The organism is Bartonella sp. AC70YNML (assembly GCF_042196545.1).
Taxonomy (GTDB): Bacteria; Pseudomonadota; Alphaproteobacteria; order Rhizobiales; family Rhizobiaceae; genus Bartonella.
This window is the reverse complement of record NZ_JBHIQK010000002.1, coordinates 227,670-246,303: the sequence shown is the minus strand read 5'-3', so window position 1 is coordinate 246,303 and position 18,634 is coordinate 227,670. Positions and strand designations below refer to the sequence as shown.

General features: G+C 38.2%; 8 protein-coding genes. 6 read left to right on the top strand and 2 right to left on the bottom strand.

Going from position 1 to position 18,634, the window contains the following annotated elements; all coding sequences use genetic code 11:
- The first annotated feature begins 5 nt into the window (after positions 1 to 5).
- The 6 genes from pheT (at position 6) to ACFIMU_RS03095 (ending at position 7,002) form a co-directional block, all read left to right on the top strand.
- Positions 6 to 2,420, top strand: coding sequence for a phenylalanine--tRNA ligase subunit beta (pheT, locus tag ACFIMU_RS03120; protein ID WP_375696810.1), 2,415 nt, complete (start codon positions 6 to 8; stop codon positions 2,418 to 2,420).
- A gap of 290 nt (positions 2,421 to 2,710) precedes the next feature.
- Positions 2,711 to 3,619: a metal ABC transporter substrate-binding protein gene (locus ACFIMU_RS03115; protein WP_375606167.1), complete on the top strand. Its 909-nt coding sequence runs from the start codon at positions 2,711 to 2,713 to the stop codon at positions 3,617 to 3,619.
- A complete protein-coding gene (locus ACFIMU_RS03110) occupies positions 3,616 to 4,446 on the top strand; it encodes a manganese/iron ABC transporter ATP-binding protein (RefSeq protein ID WP_375607867.1) in 831 nt (276 codons plus the stop codon). The genes ACFIMU_RS03115 and ACFIMU_RS03110 overlap by 4 nt, the downstream gene beginning before the upstream one ends.
- Positions 4,443 to 5,309, top strand: coding sequence for a metal ABC transporter permease (locus ACFIMU_RS03105; protein WP_375614908.1), 867 nt, complete (start codon positions 4,443 to 4,445; stop codon positions 5,307 to 5,309). The genes ACFIMU_RS03110 and ACFIMU_RS03105 overlap by 4 nt, the downstream gene beginning before the upstream one ends.
- Positions 5,306 to 6,211, top strand: a complete 906-nt coding sequence (locus ACFIMU_RS03100) for a metal ABC transporter permease (protein WP_375610018.1) — start codon at positions 5,306 to 5,308, stop codon at positions 6,209 to 6,211. Before ACFIMU_RS03105 ends, ACFIMU_RS03100 begins: the two co-directional genes overlap by 4 nt.
- A 404-nt stretch (positions 6,212 to 6,615) precedes the next feature.
- On the top strand, positions 6,616 to 7,002 hold the full coding sequence (locus ACFIMU_RS03095) for a YbaN family protein (protein WP_375614909.1): 387 nt from the start codon (positions 6,616 to 6,618) through the stop codon (positions 7,000 to 7,002).
- 1,483 nt (positions 7,003 to 8,485) lie between these two features.
- Here the strand turns inward: ACFIMU_RS03095 and pncB are convergent.
- A complete protein-coding gene (gene pncB, locus ACFIMU_RS03090) occupies positions 8,486 to 9,790 on the bottom strand; it encodes a nicotinate phosphoribosyltransferase (protein WP_375614910.1) in 1,305 nt (434 codons plus the stop codon).
- Between the two features lie 132 nt (positions 9,791 to 9,922).
- Positions 9,923 to 18,487, bottom strand: coding sequence for a GH36-type glycosyl hydrolase domain-containing protein (locus tag ACFIMU_RS03085; RefSeq protein WP_375696809.1), 8,565 nt, complete (start codon positions 18,485 to 18,487; stop codon positions 9,923 to 9,925).
- Between the last annotated feature and the right edge of the window lie 147 nt (positions 18,488 to 18,634).

The following is an 18,634-nucleotide window of genomic DNA, read 5'->3' as shown; positions in this document are numbered from 1 at the left end:
TTAAAATGAAGTTTACATTGTCCTGGTTAAAAGATCACTTAGAGACAAATGCATCTTTGGATGAAATTTGTGAAAAATTAACCGCTATCGGTCTTGAGGTTGATCACGTTGATGATCGGTCTTCTTTAAAAGGTTTTGTGATTGCAAAAGTTTTAACAGCAATAAAACATCCTGATGCCGATAAACTCCAGATTCTGTCCGTCGATACAGGAACTTCCACACCTGTTCAAGTTGTCTGTGGAGCACCAAATGCACGTGCAGGTCTTATTGGTGTTTTGGCATTACCAGGCACTTATATTCCAGGACTCGATGTGACATTATCTGTAGGAAAAATCCGCGGGGTTGAAAGTTTTGGGATGATGTGTTCGCAAGCAGAGCTTGAATTATCAAATGAGCATGACGGGATTATCGAACTTCCAGAAGATGCACCTATTGGAAATTCATTTGCAGCTTATGCTGGTTTAGATGATCCGATCATTGATATTGGTTTGACCCCCAATCGTTCCGATTGTACAGGTGTTCGCGGTATTGCCCGTGATCTTGCTGCCGTTGGAATGGGAAAATTAAAAGAATTATCCTTGTCAAAACTTGAGCCTTCTTTTGAAACACCTCTCGATGTTTCATTAGATTTTTCGCAAGGTTCATCATTATGTTTAGGTTTCGCTTGGCGTGAAGTACGCAATGTTCAAAATGGCGAATCACCACAGTGGATGCAACAACGTTTGAATGCAATTGGTTTGAGACCGATTAATGCGCTTGTTGATATGACCAATTACATCAGTTTTGACCTTGGTCGTCCACTCCATGTTTTTGATGCAGATAAAATTAAAGGTAATTTGTGTGTACGTTGTGCTCGTGAGGGAGAACAGCTTCAAGCACTAAACGGAAAAGTCTATCATCTGGGCGCTAAGAATTGTGTCATTGCAGATGACGAGGGGGTTGTTTCGATTGCCGGCATCATGGGCGGTGAAAGAACGAGTTGTGATGAAACAACACATCGCGTTATTATTGAATCGGCGCTTTGGGATGCGCAAAGCATTGCACAAACAGGAAGAGCATTAGGTCTTATCAGTGATGCACGTTATCGATTTGAACGAGGTGTTGATCCGGCTTTTATAGAAACAGGGCTTGAAACTGCAACAGAATTGGTCTTACGTCTTTGTGGTGGTGAAGTATCTAAAAAAAGTATCGTTGGCTATCAGCAACAAGAAATCAAACAGATCGCTTTTCCTTTTTCTGAAATTAAACGTTTAACAAATTTGGAAATAGAACCTGAAAAAGTCAGCTCTATTTTAACAAAACTTGGATTTTTCGTTGAAGGAAAAGGAGATGTCGTTACGGTAAAAGTACCATCATGGCGCCCTGATATTATGGGTAAAGCCGATTTGGTGGAAGAGGTCATGAGAATTTATGGGTTAGATAAAATTAAACCTATTCCTTTGGAAAACTTTGCAGAAGGAAAAGATCAAATTTTAACATGCGCACAAATTCGTTCACGTGCTACACGTTTGGCTTTAGTACAACGTGGTATGAAAGAAGCGGTAACATGGTCTTTTATTTCTGAAAATCAAGCTCTTGCTTTTGGAGGAGGTCAAGAAGAGCTTAAATTAGTTAATCCTATTGCTGCTGATATGTCAGTAATGCGTCCTTCCCTTTTACCTGGTTTGATTATGGCGGCACAGAGAAATGCTGATCGTGGTTTTTCCGATCTTTCTTTGTTTGAAGTTTCAAGTATTTATGAGGGTGACACCCCTGATAAACAACACCGTGTTGTTAGTGGAGTTCGTCGCGGAACAGAGCAATTTAAAGGGGCAGGGCGTTTTTGGAATGGAAATGCAACCGTCGTTGATGTTTTTGATGCCAAAGCAGATGCTTTAGCTGTTTTAGAAGCATGTGATATGGATGTTGGGAAAGTGCAGATTGAAGTTGGGGCACCTGATTGGTATCATCCAGGTCGTTCAGGTGTCATAAAACTTGGATCAAAGATTATTCTTGGTTTTTTTGGTGTTTTTCATCCTGCTACATTAGAAACGTTAGATGTCAGTGGTCCTTTATGCGGCTTTGAAATTTTTCTAGACCGAATTCCAGAATCAAAGAAAAAAACGACCAAAAGCCGTCCTCCTTTGAAACTCTCACCTTTTCAAATGGTGCGGCGTGATTTTGCCTTTATAGCGGATAAAACTGTTGCCTCTTCTCTTATTATTCGGGCGGCAGGTGGAGCTGATAAAAAACTTATTCATTCAGTGCAGGTTTTTGATATTTTTGAAGATTTAAGCTTTGGTGAAGATAAAAAATCTGTTGCAATTGAAGTAACTATTCAGCCCATAGAACGGACTCTAACAGATGAAGATTTAGAAAAGCTTGCCTCAAAAATCGTGGATAATGTTACCAAAATGACAGGCGCATATTTACGCTACTGAGTATTCTCATTTTTTATGAGATATTTTACATGAAGTGGGAGCATTTTTGAGTGCTCCCTTTTTGTTTGGCATTCAAGAGCTATAGAACTTCTTGAAAGGGGATCTCTTTACTAAAACAAGCTGCTTAAATTATCAATTTTTTCAATATGAAAAAACTGTTTTTAAACATCTTGAAAAGTTATTTTTTCTCTTAATCCTTCATTGCAAATGTAAAAGATAACTGCTATTGCTAAATGATAATGCAAATTATTTGCAATAAAAAGAAGACATATAAAGGAAAGAGAGCATCAATGAACGTAAGAACATTTTTCACCATAGTTTTTGGAAGTGTTATTTTTTTTACACCCAATTTTGCTTTGTGTGCTGGTAAATTTAAAGCTGTTACGACATTTACTATCATTGCTGATATGGCACGCAATGTAGCAGGTGATGCCGCTGATGTTGAATCCATTACAAAACCAGGTGCGGAAATTCATGAATATCAACCCACCCCACGCGATCTTATGCGTGCTCAGGGAGCTAACCTTGTATTGTGGAATGGTTTAGAGTTAGAGCTTTGGTTTGAAAAGTTTTTTCAAAATATCAAGGATGTTCCAAGTGTTGTTGTTTCAAAAGGTATTCTACCCATTAAAATTGGTGAGGGCCCTTTTAGCGGTAAACCCAATCCTCATGCGTGGATGTCACCGACCTCTGCTTTGATTTACGTTGATAATATTCGCGATGCTTTTGTAAAATATGACCCTGAACATGCTGAAATTTATAAAGAGAATGCTGAAATTTATAAACAGAAAATTCGTGCAACGATTGATCCAATTAGAGCTGAATTAGAAGCCGTACCGCAAGATAAGCGTTGGCTTGTGACCAGTGAGGGGGCTTTTAGCTATTTGGCGCGTGATTTTGATCTAAAAGAACTTTATTTATGGCCCATCAATGCTGACCAACAAGGAACACCACAGCAGGTCAAGCATGTTATTGATATGGTTCGCAAATACAATATTCATGCAGTTTTTTCTGAAAGCACTATTTCCCCTGCACCTGCTAAGCAGGTTGCCAGAGAAACAGGGGCTAAATACGGTGGTGTTCTCTATGTTGATTCTCTGAGTGAGAAAAATGGTGAGGTCCCCACTTATATTGATTTATTACGTGTCACGAGTGGGCGTATTAGCAAGGCTCTAGCAGAGGGAGTAAAAAGCCAATGACGGAATGTGGAATATTTGCCCAAGGGGTAACGGTAACTTATCGTAATGGACATACAGCTTTACGCGAAGTGAATTTTGAAAGTCCAAAGGGTTCTATTACGGCATTGGTTGGTGTTAATGGATCCGGTAAGTCAACGTTATTTAAAGCGATTATGGGGTTTGTACGCCCCTCAAAGGGAAAAATTCGCATGTTTGATTTGCCCGTTGATGTAGCTTTGAAAAAAAATCTTATTGCTTATGTTCCTCAAAGTGAAGATGTCGATTGGAATTTTCCTGTCTTGGTTGAAGATGTTGTATTGATGGGGCGGTACGGTCATATGAATTTCTTTCGCTATGCCCGTACACAAGATTATGAAGCCGTTCGTATTGCCTTAGAACGTGTTGATATGCTGGCTTTTGCTAAGCGCCAAATTGGAGAACTTTCTGGTGGACAGAAAAAGCGTGTTTTTCTAGCACGCGCTCTTGCACAAAAAGCAAAAGCTATTTTATTAGATGAGCCGTTTACAGGGGTTGATGTTACAACAGAAGATAAAATCATTGCTTTGTTACAAGATCTTCGTAAAGAAGGAGCTGTGATCTTGGTTTCAACGCACAATTTGGGCTCTGTTCGTGAATTTTGTGATCATACGGTTTTAATAAAAGGAACAGTGTTAGCTTCCGGATTAACTGAAAAAATCTTTACAAAGCAAAATCTGGAAAAAACTTTTGGAGGGTCTTTGCACCACCATATTTTTGATCTTCAAAGCACAAAAAAAAATGATGTTTTCATGGGAAGAAAGCAGTCTGCAGTTTGTGAAGATATTGAAAGAGTGGAGCACGTTGCATGATTTCTTGGTTGCTTGAGCCACTGAGCTATCAATATATGGTGAATGCAATGTGGGTTTCTGGGTTAGTTGGGTGTGTTTGTGCCTTTCTTTCGGCTTTTTTGATGTTAAAAGGTTGGTCATTGATTGGTGATGCACTTTCCCATTCGATTGTTCCTGGTGTAGCAGGAGCTTACCTTTTAGGGTTACCTTTTTCACTCGGCGCTTTTTTTTCTGGTGGTCTTGCAGCAGCAGCAATGCTCTTTTTTAACCATCGAACAAAACTTAAAGAAGATACCATTATTGGGCTCATTTTTTCTTCCTTTTTTGCCTTTGGGTTATTTCTCAAATCATTAAAACCAATGGCTGTTAATATTGATACGATTGTTTTGGGAAATATTTTAGCAGTTAGTTCAACAGATATTCTACAATTGGCTTTTATCGGCTTTTTTTCTTTGCTTATATTGCTTTTGAAATGGAAAGATCTTCTTGTTTCATTATTTGATGAAACGCATGCGCATGCCATTGGATTAAACGTAAAGTTTTTAAAGATTCTCTTTTTCACATTACTGGCCGCTTGTACCGTTGCTGCCATGCAAACCGTTGGAGCGTTCTTAGTCATTTGTCTTGTTGTGACACCTGGGGCAACAGCCTATCTTTTAAGTGATCGTTTCGTAAATGTCTTGATTATTGCAGTTATAATTGGAACATTCACAAGTGTCTTGGGTGTTTATGTAAGTTATTTTTTGAATGCGCAAACAGGCGGGGTCGTAGTACTTTTTCAAGCATTTTTATTTATTTTGGCTTTTGTTTTTGCTCCTAAACACGGGTTTATTGCTGCACGCTTACGTATAAATGCGGCAAAAAAGGGTGTGATATTATCATGATTGATCAATTACTGCTTCCGTTTCAATTTTCTTTTATGCTTAAGGGTATGTTTATTGTCATGATTCTTTCTGTTCCAATGGCAATGCTTTCCTGCTTTCTTATCTTAAAAGGATGGGCACTGTTAGGCGATGCCATTTCCCATGCAGTTTTTCCCGGTGTTGTTGTTGGTTATATGACAACACCATGGGTAATTGCATTTTTAACTTCTTTGCCATTTGCTTGGATTCAGCATATGCGTCCCGAGAATATTACAATGACTTTGATTACTTGCGGTGCTTTTGTTGCAGGAATGGTGTGTGCACTATTAACGGGTTTTTTAGGAAGCAATAGCCGTATCAAACAGGACACGGTGATGGGTGTGGTCTTTTCTTCAATGTTTGGTTTGGGGCTTGTTTTAGCCACATCTATTTATAGTAGCTTAGATTTAAATCATATTCTATTTGGTAATCTCTTGGGTGTTAACTGGCTTGATATTACGCAGACAGCAATCATTTCTGCTATTGTCACTTTTATTTTAGCAGCAAAATGGCGCGACTTTATGCTGTATATTTTTGATACAGTTCAAGGACGTGCAATGGGTTTACCAATATCTCTACTCCACTATACCCTTCTAACAATGATTTCTCTTACAATTGTTGCAGCCTTGAAAGCTGTAGGTATCGTGCTCGTTATTTCTTTACTGATAGCACCAGGAGCAATTGCCTATCTTGTCACAAAGCGGTTTTCTTTTATGTTAATGATCGCAATACTTGTTGCAGCTTTTTCTGGTTTTTTAGGGATTTATCTCAGCTTATTTATCGGCTCTGACTCTGCTTCCACAATTGTGTTGATCTTGACGTTGATTTTTATGGCTACTTTCATGATGATTTTCTTTCGTCGAAGCACAGTTCAAGAGACTTGAAAGTGTTAAAATTCATGCATATCAGCCATGCATTTTTATGTATTGTTTCTCGTGCCTATTTTAGTTAGAGATTGGGTTGTTAGGTTATTTTTCCTCCTAATGCCTAGCAACTGAATGCAGTGTATATTCTCCCCCCCCCCAAGACTGCATTTTAATTAAGAGGCTGCATTGATTTATTCTGCAGCCTTTTTATTTTTTTCTGAAACTTTTTCTCATTTCTTGAAATCATTTAAAATGATTATAATATTGTGTAAGCTATTCGGTATTTTCAAGGAACTTATAACAGCAAAGACACTTACGCATGAAGGGATAGAGCGTAATTGTACACTCAGACATGTAAACAGAAAAAAACAGATACAATGTTTTTGTATAGGGTTTTGCGTAGAGGAAAATAGTACGAGAAAATGAAAAAAGATTTGAAGATATCGCACCCTTTACGTATCTGCTATTATATAGCAGGGTGGGCGATGGTTATATTAGGTATTATCGGTATCGTATTACCTATTATGCCAACTGTGCCTTTTTTATTGGTTTCCTCATGGTGTTTTACGCGTTCTTCTCCACGTTTTCATCAATGGTTGAATAATCATCGTATTTTTGGTCCCCCTATTAAGCGATGGGAAGAAAAAAAAGCAATCTCTCCATTCGTTAAAGTTTTTGCAATGATGAGTATGACAGGAGGATTTTTATCCTTTTTTGTAATGCTACACCCTCCTTTATGGATTTCTTTACTTGTTGCGGTTATATTATTGCTGATTGCCATTTATATTGTAACACGTCCATCTTATTAATGATAAAAAAGACTTTATGGGATACTCTTTTTAGCTTCGACTTATTTGTAAAAACTATGAGAACTTTTAAGTTTTGAATATAAGCTCTCCATTCCCAAAATGCATATGAAATAGCAAGCTTTTTGAACGCAATTAATTAATAATATGTCTGTGAAATAATTTTTATGAACAAAGAAAGTTGTTTATGAATACTCAAAATGTTCTTACTTGGTAAACAATGATAAATCACATTCATGGAAGAGAGTCATTATTTTTGTAAAGCATGTTTGTATGAATCTCTACATATACATCATTGAAAAGTCATTGATATGATAGTCATTTCTTTCTAAAAGACATTTCGTTTTTTTTCATATCTCTTAATGAGGATATAATACAAAGCTTACTAAACACCATCATTTTATACTTATACAGTTAAGAAGCCGGTCCATTATATCAATCTTTAATGTTACATCTGTTATTAACTGAAGAATAATTCATAAGAAACAACAGAGCTTTTCAAATTGTTTTATACATACACGCATTCTTATTATAATATGCGAATAAATAATTTCTCTGTCTTTGTATAAAGCTTATTCGAAATAAAAATATTATTGCATTCTCTGTTTTTTAATGAAGTCATGCCCCTCACGTAAAACAAAAGGTCTCCCAAATCATGTTATTTACACATTTATTTTAATGAAACATCTCTCAACGCTTTACTCATTTCATAATAGCAGACCATACATGGATAAAGTAAAATCTCCTGTAAAGTGTATAAAATCTATTTGAGCACCATCATCCTTGCCTTTCAAAATGCACACCAATAGTCACCATGCTATTTGTCATCCTCCAATGTTGCCTTAGTAATTCCTAATGCTACAATTATAGCTTGTCATCTGGTTTTGTATATTTTGGCACTAGATTTTGTACCAATTTATTTTTTTCAAAGAGTTTAAAGGTGTTCTCAAAGGGTTTTGAAAGTCTTTTCTTATTTTTACTTATGGAAACGCACTTTTTTCTGATTTTCGGTCATTTTTGCAATTTTAGGTGTCAAAATCTATTTTGATAAAACGCGCATTTAATGGCTAAAATTGTACATAAAAACAACAAATTACCACGTATTCCTACTTAATCCAACCTCTTCCCACTTAGTATAAAACCTACTGTCAAACTACAACAATAACCCTTAGAACTTGAAAACCTTCATACATGCAAGGAGATGAGTGTGCTTGATTTAACAGGGTTAAAATGAGAAAATCTCCTTGGCTAAACTTCCTTGGCACGTTAAGTATTTTTTTAATGCGTCGTAAATACTTTTAAGTCTTATCTATCGCGCCTTATGTAAGTGAAGCGTATGCGTGGTAGGCCAAGTAGAATCTGCTCAAAAACAGCCGAACTGTTTACAGACCAGCAAAGGTTAAGAATCCTCATCCTTAGGGGAGGACAAAAATCAATCTTATAAACAATATGATGAGTCAATATACTTGTTTTAAAGAACCGGAAACTATGTCTTTATAGGTCCAGCAATTCGCTTTTTATTACCAAAAAAATTGAGATAACGTTGTACTTCTTTTGAATCACCGATCGTTTTTTTAGGATTATCTGAAAGTTTTACGGCTGGTCGACCATTGGCATAGGTCACCTTACAAACAAGGGAAAGAGCATCAAGTGTTGCAATTTCTTGAGGTGCACAGCCCGCAAAGTCGTTGGTAAGATCAGTTCCCCATCCAAAACTCATGCGCACTCTTCCATGAAAGTGATGATAGGTTTTTTCGATTGTATTGACATCAAGAGCATCAGAAAAAATTAAAAGTTTTTCGCGTGGATCTTTTCCTTTTTCTTTCCACCATTGAATAATACGTTCGCCACCTTCAATAGGGGGTGCACTATCAGGTCTAAACCCCGTCCAATCTGCTACCCAATCTGGAGCATCGCGTAAAAATGCTTCTGTACCAAAGGTATCTGGTAAAACAATGAGAAGATTTCCACCATAATAACGGTTCCAATCTTGCAAAACTTGATACGGAGCTCTGCGTAATTCATCATCGTTGTTGCTAAGAGCAGCAATAACCATGGGCAATTCGTGAGCATTGGTTCCAAGAGCTTCTAAATCTGTATCCATGGCGAGAAGGACATTAGACGTTCCAGTAAAAGAATTACCAATGCCTTCTTTTAATGCTTCCACACACCAGCGCTGCCATAAAAAAGAATGGCGGCGCCTTGTCCCAAAGTCAGATATTTTAATATCAGGCAATTTTTTGAGACGTTCAACTTTACTCCACATTTTTGCTTTAGCACGCGCATAAAGTACATCAAGAGCAAAACGATCTAGTTTTTTGAGAGCAGCACGTGAACGTAATTCACTAATAATAGCAAGGGCAGGAATTTCCCACATGGAACTATGGGCCCAGGGTCCATGAAAATGAAGGATATATTGGCCATCTTTGCGGGTGAGTTCATATTCTGGAAGTTGAAAATTCTCAAGCCACTGAAGAAAATCCGGTTCAAAAATTTGTTTGCGTCCATAAAATGTATTACCAGAAAGCCAAATCATTTCTTTTTTTGTAAAGCGCAAACTAAGAGCATGATCAAGTTGGGCACGCAATTCACTCTCATCAATATCATCGGCAAGACGTATTGTTTTAGAGCGATTTATGAGGGAAAAAGTAACATTAACATTAGGATATAACCCCCAAATCATCTGCACCATTAGAAGCTTATAAAAATCCGTATCAAGAAGTGACCGAATAATGGGATCAAGTTTCCAAGTGTGATTGTAAACACGTCTAGCAATATCCGGATGATTCATAACCTTTTTCTTTCATTTTCATAAAATCTAAAACATTATGCACCAACACGGCTAATATAGGCGGTGCAATATAACAACTCTACAGTTTTGAACAAGAATAAAAAGTCTGCTCTCTTTTTTCATCTTTCATCTTTAAGATTTGACAATACGTATAATTTCATGCTGACCTGTTTTTTGTAACTTTATCCCTGTATGAAATTCGGTATATTCTTTGCTATTAACATAGAGCATATTTTTAGGTCCCCATTTTACTTTAATGCTATAAACGGCATCATAAAACTTCATTGTTGCTTCATATTTTGGCCAAATAGAGGGTAAATGTGGCTGCAAAAACAATAGGTCTCCCTGACGCTGTATTCCAAGAATTGCTTGTGTTGCGGCACGATAAAACCAACCAGCTGAACCTGTATACCAAGTCCAACCGCCTTGACCACATCGTGGTTCAACAGCATAAATATCTGCCGCCATCACATAAGGTTCAACACGATAAGTTTCAGGATCTTGTCCATGATTAATAGGGTTAATCGCGGAAAATAAAGCATAAGCTTCATCGTTTTGTCCCATTTCAGCCAATGCTAAAATACTCCAAATGGCACCATGCGTGTATTGACCACCATTTTCTCGAATTCCTGGAGGATAACCTTTTATATAACCAGGCTCGAGTGTACTTTTATCAAAAGGCGGCCAAAAAAGGCGAATGAATCCGCCTTTTTTATCATAGAGATGCTCCAACATTGATTTCATCGCTTGTTTTTGACGTTCAGGCGATGCCATTTGAGAAATGACAGCCCAAGATTGAGCAATGGTATCAATTTGACATTCATCATTGATTTTAGAGCCAAGAGGTGTTCCATCATCAAAATAACCACGTCGATACCAAGCACCATCCCAACCGTTTTTCTCTAGGGATTTTGTTAAACGTTCAAGATACGTACTCCATATTTGCATATGGCTGTTGTCACCACGTTTCTTTGCTAAAGAGATAAATGCTTGTAATGTGTACCCAAGAAACCATCCTAACCAAATGCTTTCGCCTTTTCCTTCCACACCCACCAAATTCATGCCATCATTCCAATCCCCACCTAACATAAGAGGGAGACCATGTGGTCCGCAGCGTTTAATGGCAAGGTCTAAAGCTAAAGCACAATGTTCATAAACTGTTGCAACCTTTGAGGATTGGGTGGGTTGAAAATAAGCATCCTGTTGCCCACTTTTGAGAACATCACCTTCAATAAAAGGAATGAGCGTATCAAGAAAGGCATCATCGCCAGTGGTATTGACATAAAAAGCTGTTGCATATGCAAGCCAAACGATATCATCAGAAATCCGCGTACGAACACCAGCATTTGTATCAGGCAACCACCAATGTTGCACATCCCCTTCAAGAAATTGGTGCGCTGCAGCATTTAACAATTGGTCATGAGCCAATTGTGGTTCCAGCAATAACAAAGACAAGCTATCTTGTAGCTGATCACGAAAGCCAAATGCACCACTCGCTTGGTAAAAGCCTGCGCGTGCCATGATGCGGCATGCATAAATTTGATAGGGAAGCCAGTGGTTGACCATAAGATTAAAAGAAGAGTCAGGTGTTTTGACTTGGAAAGGAGAAACAAAATCACTCCATTGTTGTTTTTGTTTTGTGAGCAGAATTTCAAAATCGCTTGCACGTGCTTGATCAAGTAGTTTTTCAGCTTCTTGCCTATTTTCAGCACTGCCAAGATAGAAGATGATTTCTTTTGTTTGCCCTGGCAAAAGATCAATATCATAGGCAAATGCTGAACAAGGATCACATCCTGCTGCAATGGTATTCGAAAGAGCACCAGCTTTATGGATCGCATTTGGATGTGTTACGGTTCCCGTTGCACCGATAAATTCAGCGCGATTGGTGGTCGTACTGGTTGGCATTTCGGAGGCTGATAAAAATGTAACTTGTTGAGATTTCTCGATGTGATAGGGATTTTGAATAAAATGCGCCCCCCATCTGGCCTCATAAGAGGAAACAATAAAGGGAGCATATTTTGTACGGACATTTCCCAAAACCCATTCAACATAATTATAAAGGCGTAAACTGCGTGGTTTTTTCCCTTCATTCGTAAGGATAAGACGTGAAAAGCGAATAGGTTTTTCAGGATCAAGTGTATGGGTCAGTTCTAATGCGATTTCTGAATGTGTTGATTTAAAAGTTGAGAATCCAAACCCATGACACGCCTCATAGACAATATTTTCGTCACATTCAACAGTAGAAACGGGTGAGAAACGTTTTAAAGACTGGCGATCAACCAAATAAAGTGCTTCTCCTGGTCGGTTAAACGTTGGATCATTCGCCCAAGGAGTTAGTTGATAATCGCGGCTATTGTTAGCCCAAGTAAAAATTGCACCTTCAGCAGAGACATGAAAACCAAACCTGTGATTAGCAATGACATTAATCCACGGATGCGGTGTATTGGTACGTCCATGAAGACGTATTACATAATGATTATGCTGATTAAAACCACCGTAACCATTCCAATATCTTAGATCTTCTCCATTCGTAGGGAAAGAAGATGGTTTTTGTTGGCTAATAAGACCAATGGAAGAAAAAAGATTTTGTTCAGTTTGTGTTGTAAATTGCTGTCCTTCGTTATATCTTGGCAAGTCTAATTGATCATAAGATTCTTGATAATTTTTATGAATTGTGAGATTAAAATCATTCTCATCAAGCCGTTTAAGTTGTTCAGATAAAGAGCCATTTTGGGCATCAAGAACGATACGCGCTGATGCAAGAAGCGTTTTAAAACTCTGTTCACTCATTTGATCGCGTCGAAGCATGAAAATATGTTGGCATCCATCTGCTTCTTGCGTGTGGCGACGATAAGATTCACAGACCCACTCAAGAGCGCGTTGTGTATTTTGTATATAGGAAAATGCTTGTTCATTGAGAATGACCAAATCAACAATAAGACCGCGCATACGCCAATATTCGTGTGCTTTAAGAAGCTCACGCAGTACAGCTATATTTCCCTCGTTATTTAATCTAAGAAGACAGAGTGGATTGTCTCCTGAAATGGACATGGGCCAAAGATCAGACTGTTTTCCTAGCGTTTTTGCTAATATTTCAGAAGGAAGACGCCACGTTCTTTCTGGATAAATAAGCGGTGTTGCATATTTTTGATAAACAATAGCTTCTTTAAGCTGAGTTCCACTCTGATACAGTGCAACTTGTGAGCGCGTCCATGCCATTGAAAGTTCTTTTTGAAACATATCAGGTTGTCGATAATGTTTAATATGATTATTTAGCGCTTCTTTTGTACGAGCAGCGAAAGTCCAAAAAATAAGTTCTGCTTTGCCATGGGCTGGAATTTGTACACAGCAGCGCAATGACATAATAGGATCTAGAACACAACCTTGACTGTTACTAAAACGAGTATTTTGGTCAAATGCAGCGGGACGATGAATAGATCGCCCCCGACCAATAAACAGAGAGCGATCTGTTTCAGCTTCTGTCTCTTGGAGAGTATCTGTTGTACTAGAAACAAAATGAGCAATATGAATATCAGGGTCGCTAGGTGAGCGTTTACGCCTTTTGGCAAAAATTGTTTTGCCTTCCTCAGCAATTTCTGTCTCTATAAACATACGAGAAAAAACAGGATGAGCACTATCTACGTCCATTGTTGCGAGTGCCAGTTCACCATAAGAAGTAACTTCAATAAGACAATCTTTATGTGTCGTATTCATCAGTTGAAGACGTCTCCCTTCGCCACATCCTTCAGATGTAATAAGACATTCAAGTGTTGATTTAATACCATCAACTATTTTTGTATATTCAGCCTTTTCATCTGTAAAAATGCTGACAGCTTCTTCTTCAATAACGCGTGTTGGTTCACCAGTAACAGACCACCAGCGTCCACTATACGTATCACGTAAGAAGAATAAAGTACCTTGTTGATCTTCTGTTGCATCAGGAATAAAGCGCGTAATCGCATAATCGTGCCAACGGCTGTAACCAGAACCATTAGCTGTTAACATGGTAGAATAAGAGCCATTAGACAAAAGTAAAGTTGCTCGTGGTTTGAGCAACGGATTTTTAATAATACGCAAAAGGGCAGCGTCAAATGCTTGAGACTTATTGCGCATACTATTAACAGCTTTGGTATGAATAATAGGAATGAGATGAGGCGCTCTTTCCTGTAAGAGCAATTGTGTTGCTTCAATAACGGGATCTCTGTGAAAACGATCACGCATTCGCCCTTGAAAAATAACATTGTTAAGAGCAAGGATAGACATGCCATGATGGTGCGCATAATAATTGCGTACAATGGCGTATTTTTCCCCTATCTTCACGCGTGAAGGAGTAAAATCAATAGAGTCATAATAACCATATGTCCCTAAAGCTCCAAGATCACGGAGTCGTTTTAAATTAGCGACAGCGCAAGAAGGTGCATATTGTGCCGCTAGAAGACTGGCATAGGGAGCAATGACAGCATTGCGTGAGAGTCCACGTTGGAGGCCGAGACTTGGAACACCAAAATGAGCATATTGATAGTTCATTAAATGATCGCGAGCATTAAATGCGGCCTCTGAAATACCCCATGGCAATTCTCGTTTATGGGCATATTGTATTTGACATCGAATAATTAATCGATTTGTTTGATCTAGTAGAGATCCTAACGGTTCATGCATCACAAGAGAGGGCATAAGGTATTCAAACATGGAACCAGACCATGATAGGAGCGCACCTTTCCAACCTATCGGTACAAGGAGTCGACCAAGATGAAACCAATGTTTAAGTTTTATATCTCCCTTTGCGATAGCAAAAAAGCTTGCAAGACGTGCTTCTGAAGCAAGCAGATCATAACAATTTTCATCGAGTTTGTTTTCTTGCACACGATATCCAATGGATAAAAGGTGCCGTTTAGGCTGTTCTAAAAAGTCAAATTCCATCTCAAAGGCTATTTGCCGTGCTGCTATAGCCAACTGGTTTAGTTTTTTACATAATTTTTCAGTATCACAATTATCAGTAGCATCATGATGATGAGCGTTGCAGGTGTCGAGAAGGCATTTAGCCCAAGAGAGCGCACGAGCAGATTCTATCGTTTGAATTTTTTGATCAAATTCACCGACTAAGTGCACAATATCGTGAGCTGCCTGTGAAAGCTCCATGACGTGAGAAGAGATCGTATTTTCTTGTTCTATAAAAGTGAAGACAGAATCATGAAAACGAGTAATGTTTTCTTCGATTTTTTGGCGTAAAGATCGTAAACTGGGTTTATGATCTGGAATTTCTCTGACAGTTTCTTCAAGGATAGCAAGAACATCCGATAAGCCTTCTCGGTCACTTTGAAAAAAAATATGAGGTTTTTCAGCCCATTCACTTAAAGCAGAAGAGAGTGTTACCAAATGACCGGCAAGATTCCCTGAATCAACGGTTGATACATAAGTAGGTAAAAGAGGTCTGAGTGTATCCGTTTCATACCAATTATAGAGATGACCACGAAACTTTTCCATTTTTGCAAGAGAGTGTAATGTACATTCAATACGTGTGATGGTCTCTTCAAAACCAATCCAGCCAAAATCACGTGCTGCAATAATAGAAAGGAGATAAACGCCAATATTCGTAGGCGATGTACGTTGAGCAACAAGAGGTTCAGGATCTTCTTGAAAATTATCAGGAGGCAAATGGTTGTTTTGTGCATTGACAAAAGTTGCATAATAAAGCCATGTCCGCCGTGCAATAGAACGGAGTTTTTTTTCATCTTTTGAAGAAAGATAAAGGCTATCTTGAAAGGTTGAAGGTTGACTCACAATCCAAGCAATGAAGGGTGAAAAAAACCATGCTATCCCAAAAGGCAAAGCAACCAAGCTTGCAAAACTATCAGAAAAAAGGGGGAGTGCTATAGTAAGAATACCAATAAGCGATGCTGGTGCCATTGTAAAAACATAGAAACGCAAACTATTGGGTATTGATTTTGTTGCGGCAGAAGTTTTCCATTCAAGAAGATGCTGTTTTGAAATCGTCATACGATAGAGTGTACGAATAATCGCATCGGTCATAAAATACGCCGAATGCGCAAGAAACGTCGTTTTAAGAAATATATCAGCGCTTGTAAGAGCAATTTTGTTCCAAATTAATTGAAAATGTCCACGCAAAGAATGATCTATATTGGATGAGACAAACGTTTTTAATACACATAGAATGGGTGAAATGAAGGAGCTAAACAACAAGAATAGTTGCCAGACGATTGCACTCTTTAATGGCAAAAGAGTCCAGCCTGAAAATGCTGCGATTAACCACATAAGTGGCATGAGAGAACGACGTAAATTATCCTGCATTTTCCAACGCGTTACAAAGCTTATTTGACGAGGAAAAAAAAGATAAGGTAAAAGTTGCCAATCACCGCGGATCCAGCGATGATACCGCATAACATCAATATTATAAGCTGTCGGATAATCTTCAACAATTTCTACGCTACTTACAAAAGCAGTACGAGCATATCCTCCTTCTAAGAGATCATGACTGAGAACAGTATTTTCTTTAATTTTGCCGTAAAGTGCTCGTTCAAATGCATCAATATTATAAAGCCCTTTACCGATAAAGGTGCCTTCTCCTAAAAGATCTTGATACGTATCAAAAACAGCAAAAACATAAGGATCAATACCACGGTTGGTAGAAAAAACGCGTTGGAGAATTGATGTTTTTTTTTCTGTTGTAAGAGAAGGAATAATGCGTGGTTGTAAAATGCTATAGCCCTTTACAACCTTTCCACTTTGTGGATCAAAAATGGGATGATTGAGTGGATGGTTAAGCTTTCCAACAAGTTGTGTGACGCTCTCTGGAGTAAGACGTGTATCACAATCCAGAGTCATAACAAAACGGCAATCCATAGGAAGACGTGGATTGGGAGGATAAAAGCTCGTGTTTTTATCGCCTCTTAAGAGTCGATTGAGTTCATGAAGTTTTCCTCGCTTTCGTTCCCATCCCATCCAACATTTTTCGCTTGTATTATAAAGGCGTCGGCGATGTAAAAGGAAAAAAAGCGGAAGTTCATCACGATGATAACGACTATTGAGTTTATCAATACTCTTTTGCGCATAGTGTAATAAATCAAGATCATCTTGCGTTTCTCTTAATGGAGCATCCACCCAATCTGTAATGAGTGCAAAATGAATGGCACCTTTAGGATTGGAAAGATAGTGCACTTCAAGATTGCGCACTTGTTCATCAATATCATCGCGTGATGTCATCAAAGTAGGTACAACAACCATTGTCCGCGCATGTTTTGGAATACCTTCTTTATATTCATAACCAATGAGTTGTTTTGATGGGACAAACCAAGAAACAACAGTGTTAAATAAAGCAAAAGCAGCATCGATAGCAGGAAAAAGCGCCAATACAGTAAAGCAAAAAGACATCCATTGTGTCATGCCAGACACTTGTAAAAAAACGTAAATTACAAGCAAAAGAGCAAGCGTTAGAAAAGAGACAGGAACGGCCATGACTCTCAATTTTGAGCAACAGGAAGCGCGTGTCCATTTTATGAGAAAGGGCGGAATATATCCACAAGCCTTTTCAAATATACCACAACCATCATCAACAAGGTACCACCCCACACAAGAATGATGAGGCATATCTTTAGAAGTGGAATTTGCCATTTCTACAACTTTATGTGCAACTTCCAGTTCACTAAGAGGTGAAAAGCGTGAAACTTTTTCAATGACTTGTCGATAAATATTGCGTGAGTGAGCATCAATTTCAGAAAAATCACTATTTTTACGCAAAATAGAATCAACACAACTTACTGTTTCAAACCATGCTGTCCAATCAACATCATCTATAGCTTTAAGAGCACTGATAATATTACCCATGGTCACACCATCTGCTGCTTGTCGGGTGTGTTCATCGGCTGTTGCAATCTCTAAGCTACTGCCTTGGCTTTCCAATTGTTTTTCAAGCCAAGTTAATGCTACGGTTGAATCAATAGATGCACTGCGCAAACGATAAAATAAATGCGCTGAAAAGGTTGGATCAATAGTAAGTGGTTGATACTGCGTAAAAATAGAATGGAGTTTTGGTTTATTTTCTACAAGAGAAATTTTATCAGCCACTTGACTAGCAAGATGACGCATACGCCGCGCTTTTTCAATACGGACTGAAAGACGACGGACATTTTCAATGAGCAGCATCTGCATCACAGAAGGAAGAGCCCACAATTCACCAATTGTGAGCGCACAAACTTCTTGAAATCCATTAATCATAGCAGTCAGTGTTTCTTGTGAAAAACTACTATCAGTATGCGCGATATAAAGCCAAGTTAAAATAAAAATTCGTGGCATTCCTGCTTTTTGTCTAGAAAGAGGAAGTTGCTTTATAAAGGACTTGGGGAGGTTACGGCGTAGCTGTTGTATGGTTTTATCAATGGCGTAATAATTATCAATGAGCCATTGAGCAGACGGTGCGATGGTCTCATCATTTTGGGCAGCAAAATCACTGGTATGAAAGGCATGAAGAATAAGTTTAGCACTTTCATTCAATCTCTTGCGAAAATCTTCTACTCCCTCATATTCAGGGAGTAAAACTTCTTTACCAGAAGCTATATCATGCCCTAAATTATAAAGATCTTCCTGTACTTTATAAATTGCACGAAGAGGAAAATCCGTATTAGTAAAATGATCTTTTCTCTCTGTTTGAGAAAAAAGTATTTTATGAAGGATATTATGCACGCCATGTCCCATTGTTATTTAATTACATCGTTTTTTATTTAAATTGTAAGCATTTTATCTGAATAGTGAACCGTTGATAGACAAAAAAACAAACTTTTTGTTTTTATTTGCAAGCATTTGCAATTTTTGACGCAATAATTAAAAAAT

Bases quoted from the DNA above. Each gene is read 5' to 3' on its own strand.
- ACFIMU_RS03115 (WP_375606167.1), top strand. From the start codon at position 2,711: ATGAACGTAAGAACATTTTTCACCATAGTTTTTGGAAGTGTTATTTTT.
- ACFIMU_RS03110 (WP_375607867.1), top strand. From the start codon at position 3,616: ATGACGGAATGTGGAATATTTGCCCAAGGGGTAACGGTAACTTATCGT.
- ACFIMU_RS03105 (WP_375614908.1), top strand. From the start codon at position 4,443: ATGATTTCTTGGTTGCTTGAGCCACTGAGCTATCAATATATGGTGAAT.
- pheT (WP_375696810.1), top strand. From the start codon at position 6: ATGAAGTTTACATTGTCCTGGTTAAAAGATCACTTAGAGACAAATGCA.
- ACFIMU_RS03100 (WP_375610018.1), top strand. From the start codon at position 5,306: ATGATTGATCAATTACTGCTTCCGTTTCAATTTTCTTTTATGCTTAAG.
- ACFIMU_RS03095 (WP_375614909.1), top strand. From the start codon at position 6,616: ATGAAAAAAGATTTGAAGATATCGCACCCTTTACGTATCTGCTATTAT.
- pncB (WP_375614910.1), bottom strand. From the start codon at position 9,790: ATGAATCATCCGGATATTGCTAGACGTGTTTACAATCACACTTGGAAA.